We start from the raw sequence: 8,033 nt of genomic DNA, 5'->3' as shown, positions 1-8,033 counted from the left end.
TTGCAGTACCTCGCGTATTCCATGTGCGCTTCGGGGGACCAGCAGATTCGGCGGGACCGGGTTTTCTACATTTTGGGGGGCAAGCGCAGGGGGGGGCGGGCGTAGGGCAGGCGCGGGTCGGGAGCGGGTCGGGCTTCTGACGGGCGTAGGGCGGGCCCTTTCTGGGCACCCGGCCCGGGTTCTCACTCGATGAGGAGGGAGCCCATGACCACTGCCGAGGCCGAGACCGGCCGGACCGTGACGTCGAACATCCCCGCGAGACTCGACCGCCTGCCATGGTAACGCTGGCACTGGACGATCGTCATCGGACTGGGCACCGTGTGGATCCTCGACGGCCTGGAGGTGACCGTCGTCGGCAACATCGCGGGGAGGTTGTCGGAACCGGGGAGCGGGCTGCCGATCTCCTCCGGCCAGGTGACCGGGATGGCGGCGGCCCTGTATGTGGCGGGGGCGTGCGCGGGGGCACTCTTCTGGGGCCGGCTGACGGACAAGTGGGGCCGCAAGAAGCTGTTCATGATCACGCTGGCGGTGTATCTCGCGGCGACCGCGCTGACCGCGGTCTCCTTCTCCACCTGGTGGTTCTTCGCGTTCCGGTTCCTGACGGGGTTCGGGATCGGGGGCGAGTACGCGGCGATCAACTCGGCCATCGACGAGCTGATCCCGGCTCAGTACCGGGGGCGGGTCGACCTCATGATCAACGGAAGCTTCTGGCTGGGCGCGGTGGGAGGTTCGCTGCTGTCGATCGTCGCGCTGGACACGTCCGTGTTCGCGAAGGACGTGGGGTGGCGGCTGACGTTCGCGCTGGGCGCGGTGCTGGCGCTGGTGATCCTGCTGGTACGACGTCATGTCCCGGAGAGTCCACGGTGGTTGCTGATCCACGGGCGGGACGAGGAGGCGGAACGGATCGTCTCCTCGATCGAGGAGCGGGTGGAGGCGGAGCGGGGCGAGTCACTGGCGCCGCCGTCCCCGGACGCCGAGCTCACGATCCATCAGCGGCGCAGCGTGACGTTCGTGGAGATCGCCCGGACGGTGTTCTCGAAGTACCGGCGGCGCGCGGTGCTGGGGTTCGCCCTGTTCATCGGGCAGGCGTTCCTCTACAACGCGATCACCTTCGGCTTCGGGGCGATCCTGACGACGTTCTACGACGTCCCGACCGGGAGCACCGGCTACTACTTCGCGGTGATCGCGATCGGCAACTTCATGGGCCCACTGCTGCTCGGCAAGCTGTTCGACACGGTCGGTCGCCGGGTGATGATCTCGTCGACGTATCTGCTGTCGGGGCTGTTGCTCTTCGGTACGGCGTGGTTGTTCGACCGCGGCGTGCTGGACGCGACGACGCTGACGGCCTGCTGGTGCGCGGTGCTGTTCTTCGCGTCGGCGGGTGCGTCGAGTGCGTACCTCACGGTCTCCGAGATCTTCCCGATGGAGACGCGCGCGATGTCGATCGCCTTCTTCTACGCCCTCGGCACAGCCGCGGGCGGCATCAGCGGCCCGCTCATCTTCGCCAACCTGACGGAAACGGGCCACGTGGGCGACACCGTGCTCGCCTTCCAGATCGGCGCGGCCCTGATGTGCATCGCGGGGCTGGTGGCGGCGGTGCTGGCGGTGAAGGCGGAGCGGCGGTCGCTGGAGGACGTCGCGCGCCCGCTGACGGCGGTGGCCGCGGGACTGCCGTCCCGATCCCCCACCCACCCGTAGGCGCTGAGCGCCGGGGTGTTTCGCCCCCGTCGCCCCCTGGACCCCCGCTCCTCAAACGCCGGAGGGGCTGATTTCAGCCCGTCCGGCGTTTGAGGACGAGGCCCCTACAGGGCCGAAGCGGGGGTCTGGGGGCGGCAGCCCCCAGGGACGGGACGGGTAAGGGCGGCGGGGGCGAAACAAATCCGGCACGCACCGGGTGCCTACTCGGCGGTCCCGCGGCGGACCTTGTCCCGGCGGCGCAGCAGAAGCAGGCCTCCCGCGACCGCAGTGATCCCCGCCGTGGCGCTCCAGGCGACGACGTCGGTGGACCCGGTGGCCGCAAGGTCCTTACCGGAAGCCGGAGTTGCGGACGCCGACGCGGACGCGGACGCGGAGGAGCCGGTCTGCGGACGAGGGTCCGATGCCGCACCGGACGCCGTGGCGGACGGACTCGCGGACGCCGTCGACCTGTCCCGCGTGAATGCCAGCGTCCCGAACCCCAGTTGGTCGTACCCCCCACTGTTGGGCCCGTAGTCCCCACCCCCACCCTCAGGCCCGGACTTCGCGGCGATCCGGGTGAGGTACGAGGCGGAGACCCCCCGCCGCTTGGTGTAGTGGTTGGCGATCATCGCCCAGATGGGCCGGGTCATGGCGGGATCGACCCCCGCGGCCCCGGCCACCGTCTCCGACCCCGACCAGCCGTTGACGGCCCCCTTGGCACGCGTGTTCGCGGTGAACGGCACCTCCCCACCCATGCTCCACTTCGCCACGTACTGCGCCCCCTTGAGGAAGCGGCTGTCGTCATAGCCGTACAGATCGATGCCCTGGTTCCACGCCATCTCGCAGAACGTGCCCATCAGCCCGACCCCGAGCAGCGCATGCCCCTGATCACGCCCCGCCTCCAACCACTCGGCGAGCCCGTCGTCGTGCACGACAGGTATCGCGTTCCTGATCGAGCCGAGCCCCTCGCCGTGCTTGAAGTAGTCGACCGCGCGGCCGACTTGGGCCTTGTCGTCGCAGAAGATGCCGGTGGCCAGCACGCAGGACATGGCTGCGAGGTCCCAGTTGGTCCAGTAGTTGGAGACGACGGCGTCGTTGTGCTTGACGAGGAAGCTGTCGCTGAGCAGCGCGAAGACCCCGGACAGCATCTCCCTGAAGCGGTCGAGCTCGAAGTCCGGGTGGTCACGGACGAGTTCGGCGGCGTTGGCGATCTGGTAGCCGTACAGCCCGGCGGCGAGGAACCGGTCCGCGTTGCCGGCGAGCGTGGTGAGCCTGGCCGACCAGGCGTTGAGGATCGCCACGGCGGTGTCGGCGTGGGCACCGTCACCGCTGACGTGGAAGCGCAGGCCGTTCTGGTACGCGGCGTGGATGTCGTTGTAGAGGATCGCGTAGTTCTGGCCGGTGCCGCCGCGGGTGATGCTCGCCTGCGGGTTGGGCGTCCAGCCGCTCTGCGCATGCCGGTTGGCCGTCAGTCGGGCGTACCCGGCGGTGTAGGGCGCGGCGCCCGCTTTCACCTTGGACTTCATACGGCTCAGGTCGGCGCCGGTGTGCAGCAGACCCGGGTGCGCGTACCCGGAGCCGGCGGCGGAGGCGGGCGGCGCCAGCAGGGTCGTACCGACGCCGAAGGTTCCGACGGTACCGACGGCTCCGGTTGCCTTGAGCATGGTGCGGCGGCTGATCAGTGAAGTCGAAGTCACGTGCGTCATTCCTCGCGTGCCTGTGGCTGGGGACGGTCAGGAGACGCGAGGGTGGGAGCGGAGATAACAGAAAGTCGACGGCGACTGCGAGGAGACGTACCCATGACCGTCCGCCGGATCATGCCCGACTTCCAGGTCGAGTCGGAGGAGGCGATGAAGGCCAGCCGTGACTTCTACGGCCTCCTCGGCTTCCGCGAGGTAATGGACATGGGGTGGGTCGTCACCCTCGCCTCACCCGCCAACCCCACCGCCCAGATCAGCTTCTTCACCGAGGAACGCACGGCCCCCGTAGTGCCCGACCTCAGCGTCGAGGTCGAGGACGTGGACGCGGTGTACGCGCAGGTCGTGGCCGCGGGCGCGGACGTCGTACGGGAGTTGCGGGACGAGGAGTGGGGCGTACGGCGCTTCTTCGTGCGGGACCCGAACGGGCAGGTGGTGAACGTGCTGACGCACCGGAGCTGAGCGCTCCGCGGGAAGAGCCGCGATGCGCCGTCGGCCGTGCGCGGCGCCGTCGTGGCTGGTCGCGCCCCGCGGCGGAGCCGCATAGTGATACGGCCCCGCGCCCCTTCAGGGCGCCGCCGAACCGTAGAGGAATTCACCCGACCCGCTCAGGGCCCTTCTGACGGATCGGCGTGGGCCCTGGCCGCCTGCCGGTGCCGGCTCCCAGTCCGGGCAGTACTCGACATGCATCAGGGGCACCGAACGGTCCAACAGACCGGAGGCCGGGTGCAGTTCGGCGCACGCGTGCCCGCCGGACCCGCGCCATCGGATGTCCCAGCCGGGCCCCGTGTCGGCCAGGTCGAGGAAGTCCGCGGCGGCATCCGCGAAGGGCACGGCGCTGCCGCTCAGCACGAGGGTGTCGGCGGCGGTGGTCAGCCGGACCCGGTCGCGGAACTCGGCGTGATGGGCACCGGGAACGGGGCGGTCCTCGCCGGCGGGGAAGTCGGCCCGGCGGAATTCGACCGTGTGCGGGCTGCCGTGCCCCAGCCGGGCCCGGACCGCCTTCCAGCGGGAGGCCGGGAACTGCCGGGAGTGATGCACCAGCAGCAGGTCACGGGATTGATGCGGCTCGGGCGGATGAGGACCCACAGGCCGCTCGCCACGCTTCCGCAGCGGCACGTGCACCAGCGAGCGGGGCGAGCGTGCGGCCAGCAGCCAGGCCGCCGCCAGCTCTGCCGCGGCCTCGCGGTCCACCCGGAAGTCCAGCCAGTGCCCGGTGTCACCGCACAGCGCACGGCGCAGCCCGGTCGTACGCAGCACCCGGTACTCCTCCGGACCGAGCCGCACCCGATGCTCCGTGATCCCCAGCCTCATCCTGCCCATCCCCCTCGTGCCGGACCAGACGGTACCGGCGAGGGCCCGTTCGTCCGGAAGAGACGGTACCGGCGAGGGCCCGTTCACGGCGCGCGATATAGGCGCCGGGCGGCCTCTGCCGGAGAGGCGGCGACAGGCGCCCCTCAGCCCCGCCGGTCCGCCACCGCCCACGACGCCAGGGCCACCGCACCCGCCACCCCGAACACCGCGGGCCAGGCACCCACCTTCTTGGCCAGCGGATGCGACCCCGCGAAGCCGGCGACATACGCGGCCGACAGCGCACCCGCGGCCTTCCCGCCCGCCTGCCGTCGCCACTGCTGCGCGGCCGCGGCCCCGGCGACCGCCAGCACGACCCCGCCCAGCTGCCGCTTCCCGGTCCAACGGGCCACGCCGTACCCACCGACGAGCCCGCCCGCCGCGACCACCGCGCTCGGAACCTTCGCCATGCCTGCCTCCTGAGAACTGGTGTCACTTCTGGCGATCACGTTCGATATGTCCCGAGGCTAACGCCGCCCCCGAACGGCGTTCCCACCGGCACTCCTACCGGCCCTCCCGCAGAGCCTCGCGCCTGCGGGTGCGCAGCTCCGTCGCGTATCCCGAGCCGACGGCGCATCCGGCGGCGGAGAGGGCGAGGCCCAGGGCGGCGGGATTGACGTACCCCGGCACGTCACCGTTGTCGTAGCTCCCGCCGTCGCTGGTCTCGCACACGAACCCGAGCGGCAGGTAGCTCACCGACCAGTCGACGATCTCGATGCCCTGTTCGTGCCGCTCCCACCAGCCCGGCGTACGGCAGGACTGCGGCGGGGCCGAGTCCGTGCCCCCGTCCTGCGCCGTCATGATCGCGCCGATGACCCCCAGCAGCCCGAGGGCGTAGAGGGCGACCGCGGCGGCACCCGCGAGCGCGGCGACGCTGCGGAGTATCACCGGGAGACCGGACCGCCGTAGGCCATGGTCGGCCAGGCGGCCGAAGCCGTACCCGGTGAGGGCGACGGCTGTGATCGCCGCAATCACGAACAACAGCATGCTCAGCCAAGCCATCGCGCCCCCCGGTGTGATCTCCTGAACGCCGAGTCCAACAGCGCACGATCTCTACGGCTGTGGCGGAGCCCACAGTTCCGGCAACAGGGCAGTCACAGAAGACGGGCGGCCAGTCATAGAAGACGGGCGGCCAGTCATAGAAGACGGGCGGCCAGTCATAGGAGACGGACAGGCTGCCGCCTGCCGCGGAGACGGGCCGTCACAGAGAAACAGGGGCACCTTGAACCACGTCACCATGCCCGACGGCACCCGCGTCGCCTACCGCGACCACCCCCGCCCCGGCGCGCCCCGCACCGCCCTCCTCCTGCACGGCCTGGCCGGCCACATGGGGGAGTGGGACGCCCTGATCCCGCGCCTCCTCACCTCCGGCTTCCGCGTGGTGTCGTACGACGCCCGCGCCCACGGCGCCAGCACCCGCCACCCGCCCGAAGTGACCCGCGCGTCCTACGTCGAGGACGCGGCGACCCTGATCGAGGAACTCGAGCTGGGACCCGTAACCCTCATCGGCCAGTCCCTCGGCGGCCATACGGCGATGCTGCTGGCGTCCGCCCGCCCGGAACTGGTGGACGCGCTGATCCTCGTAGAGGCGGGTCCGGCCGGTCCGAGTCCGGACGTACCGGCGCAGATCGGGGGATGGCTGGACGGCTGGCCGACGCCGTTCCGGTCCCTCGCGGAGGCCGAGGGCTTCCTCGGTCACGAGGGGTGGGCGAGGGGGCTGGAGGAACGCGCGGACGGCTGGCATCCGCGCTTCGACCGGGACCGCATGGTCGACTCACTGGCCGAACTGGCCGAGAACGCCTACTGGCAGGAGTGGTCGCGCATCACCTGCCCGACACTCGTGGTCCAGGGCGAGAACGGCACGATGCGTCCGACGGAGGCCGCCGACATGCGGGAGCTGCGCCCGGACACACGGGTGACGGTGGTGGCGGCGGCCGGTCACGACGTCCACCTGGAAGAGCCGGAACAACTGGCGCAGGCCGTCGAGGAGTTCACGAGGCCGCTGGGGCACCACTCGAACGGCCGCTGACGTGTTTGCCGGACGATGACGAGGATCGCGCCATGGATGTCTTCCTGACCACCGAACGGCTGCGGCTGCGCGCCTTCACCGACACCGACGCCGATGTCGCGGCCCTGTTCGCGCTGGACAACGACCCCGACGTCATGCGCTACCTCAACGGCGGCAAGCCGACCTCCCTCGACGCCATCCGCACCCGTTCCCTCCCGCACCTCCTCCACGACCACCCCTGCCTCGGCACCCGCGGCTTCTGGGCCGCCGAGGAGAAGACGACGGGCGCCTTCCTGGGATGGTTCGAGTTCCGGCCACTGGAGGAGCACAGTGCCGAGGTCGTGGAGCTGGGTTACCGGCTGAACAAGGACGTGTGGGGCCGGGGTTATGCCACCGAGGGTTGCCGGGCGCTGATCGACAAGGGGTTCGGCGAGCTGGGCGTGGAGCGCGTCACCGCGAACACGATGACCGTCAACGCGGGGTCCCGGCGGGTGATGGAGAAGGCGGGGCTGAGGTTCGTACGGGGGTTCAGCAGCGAGTGGCCGGAGGCGATCGAGGGGTCTGAGCACGGGGAGGTCGAGTACGAACTCACCCGCGCCGACTGGGGGCGTTGAGGGCTCCCGTCGGTCAGCTCGTGCGCCGCACGTCCTGGCACTCGACCTCCGGGGAGCCGCCGTACGCCTCGATGGTCGTCCTGGTGCCGGTGGTGCTGCCGGACAGGCACAGTTGGCCGTCCATCACGCGCAGGTCGAGGGTGAACTCGACGTGATCGGCGGCGCGTCGGGGCATGTCGACGCGCTCTGCGATGTAGCCGAGATCGTGCAGTGTCTCGGCGACCTGGGCCGCTGTCGGGTCGGGGGTCTTCTTGAGGGCCTCGGTGATGCGGTCGACGTGGAGAGGGGCCTCGCACTTCTCCACGGAGCTCAGTTCCGTCTCCTTCTTGGCCGCCTCGGGATCCCTGGACTCGCTGGTGGGTACCGGGTAGTCCGGCACGGGGAGGGGCTCCTCGGGCGGGACCGTGCCGCCGGGCTCCCTCGCCTCCGCCTCCTCCAGATCCTCCAACTCCTCCGGCGGCAATGAGGTGGGGAGATCCGCCGGCAGACACGGCTCGGCGATGTCGAGAAGCAGTTCCATGAACGGGAGGACGTCCGCGCCCTCGGTCTCCTCGGAGGCGGGGGTGGGGGGGGTCGGGGGGGGGGCGGGGGTTGCGGGGGCGGCGGCGACCCGGCCCTCGGCTTGGGCGGTCGGCCCCTTGTCTCCCGCCCGCGGGGACCCGCAGGCCGCAAGCCCCAGCACACACA

8 protein-coding genes and 1 pseudogene are annotated in these 8,033 nt (G+C 70.9%); 4 read left to right on the top strand and 5 right to left on the bottom strand.

Annotated features, from left to right (window positions below; all coding sequences use genetic code 11):
- Positions 1 to 204: 204 nt before the first annotated feature.
- A pseudogene (locus TN53_RS39790) lies at positions 205 to 1,698 on the top strand (MFS transporter).
- A 200-nt stretch (positions 1,699 to 1,898) separates the two neighbouring features.
- On the opposite strand, the gene TN53_RS39785 reads toward TN53_RS39790, so the two are convergent.
- On the bottom strand, positions 1,899 to 3,383 hold the full coding sequence (locus TN53_RS39785; RefSeq protein WP_420719163.1) for an alginate lyase family protein: 1,485 nt from the start codon (positions 3,381 to 3,383) through the stop codon (positions 1,899 to 1,901).
- A 93-nt stretch (positions 3,384 to 3,476) separates the two neighbouring features.
- Between TN53_RS39785 and TN53_RS39780 the strand changes: the two genes are divergently transcribed.
- Positions 3,477 to 3,836 carry a VOC family protein gene (locus tag TN53_RS39780; RefSeq protein WP_046263735.1) on the top strand — a complete coding sequence of 120 codons (360 nt, stop codon included), beginning with the start codon at positions 3,477 to 3,479 and terminating at the stop codon, positions 3,834 to 3,836.
- A 105-nt stretch (positions 3,837 to 3,941) separates the two neighbouring features.
- Here the strand turns inward: TN53_RS39780 and TN53_RS39775 are convergent, their stop codons facing one another.
- The 3 genes from TN53_RS39775 to TN53_RS39765 form a co-directional block, all read right to left on the bottom strand.
- A complete protein-coding gene (locus tag TN53_RS39775) occupies positions 3,942 to 4,688 on the bottom strand; it encodes a hypothetical protein (protein ID WP_159038249.1) in 747 nt (248 codons plus the stop codon).
- 143 nt (positions 4,689 to 4,831) lie between these two features.
- The gene (locus tag TN53_RS39770; protein WP_046263734.1) at positions 4,832 to 5,134 is read right to left on the bottom strand and encodes a hypothetical protein; all 303 of its coding nucleotides are present in this window, start codon (positions 5,132 to 5,134) and stop codon (positions 4,832 to 4,834) included.
- Positions 5,135 to 5,228: 94 nt separating this feature from the next.
- Complete coding sequence (locus tag TN53_RS39765; protein WP_046263733.1) at positions 5,229 to 5,726, bottom strand: hypothetical protein; 498 nt, start codon at positions 5,724 to 5,726, stop codon at positions 5,229 to 5,231.
- Positions 5,727 to 5,961: 235 nt separating this feature from the next.
- On the opposite strand from TN53_RS39765, the gene TN53_RS39760 reads away from it, so the two are divergent.
- Together TN53_RS39760 and TN53_RS39755 are read left to right on the top strand one after the other, a co-directional pair.
- The gene (locus tag TN53_RS39760; RefSeq protein WP_046263732.1) at positions 5,962 to 6,753 is read left to right on the top strand and encodes an alpha/beta fold hydrolase; all 792 of its coding nucleotides are present in this window, start codon (positions 5,962 to 5,964) and stop codon (positions 6,751 to 6,753) included.
- A 32-nt stretch (positions 6,754 to 6,785) separates the two neighbouring features.
- Positions 6,786 to 7,346 carry a GNAT family N-acetyltransferase gene (locus TN53_RS39755; protein WP_046263731.1) on the top strand — a complete coding sequence of 187 codons (561 nt, stop codon included), beginning with the start codon at positions 6,786 to 6,788 and terminating at the stop codon, positions 7,344 to 7,346.
- 13 nt (positions 7,347 to 7,359) lie between these two features.
- Here the strand turns inward: TN53_RS39755 and TN53_RS48755 are convergent.
- On the bottom strand, positions 7,360 to 8,033 hold a 674-nt coding region (locus TN53_RS48755), incomplete at its 5' end, for a hypothetical protein (protein ID WP_234441814.1).

The organism is Streptomyces sp. WM6386 (assembly GCF_000972385.1).
Lineage (GTDB): Bacteria > Actinomycetota > Actinomycetes > Streptomycetales > Streptomycetaceae > Streptomyces.
The sequence above is the reverse complement of the archived record's forward strand: the minus strand, read 5'-3'. Positions and strand labels throughout refer to the sequence as shown.

What these genes read in the sequence shown, in the direction of transcription:
- TN53_RS39770 (WP_046263734.1), bottom strand. Translation starts at nt 5,134, where the DNA reads ATGGCGAAGGTTCCGAGCGCGGTGGTCGCGGCGGGCGGGCTCGTCGGT.
- TN53_RS39755 (WP_046263731.1), top strand. Translation starts at nt 6,786, where the DNA reads ATGGATGTCTTCCTGACCACCGAACGGCTGCGGCTGCGCGCCTTCACC.
- TN53_RS39775 (WP_159038249.1), bottom strand. Translation starts at nt 4,688, where the DNA reads ATGAGGCTGGGGATCACGGAGCATCGGGTGCGGCTCGGTCCGGAGGAG.
- TN53_RS39780 (WP_046263735.1), top strand. Translation starts at nt 3,477, where the DNA reads ATGACCGTCCGCCGGATCATGCCCGACTTCCAGGTCGAGTCGGAGGAG.
- TN53_RS39765 (WP_046263733.1), bottom strand. Translation starts at nt 5,726, where the DNA reads ATGGCTTGGCTGAGCATGCTGTTGTTCGTGATTGCGGCGATCACAGCC.
- TN53_RS39760 (WP_046263732.1), top strand. Translation starts at nt 5,962, where the DNA reads ATGCCCGACGGCACCCGCGTCGCCTACCGCGACCACCCCCGCCCCGGC.
- TN53_RS39785 (WP_420719163.1), bottom strand. Translation starts at nt 3,383, where the DNA reads ATGACGCACGTGACTTCGACTTCACTGATCAGCCGCCGCACCATGCTC.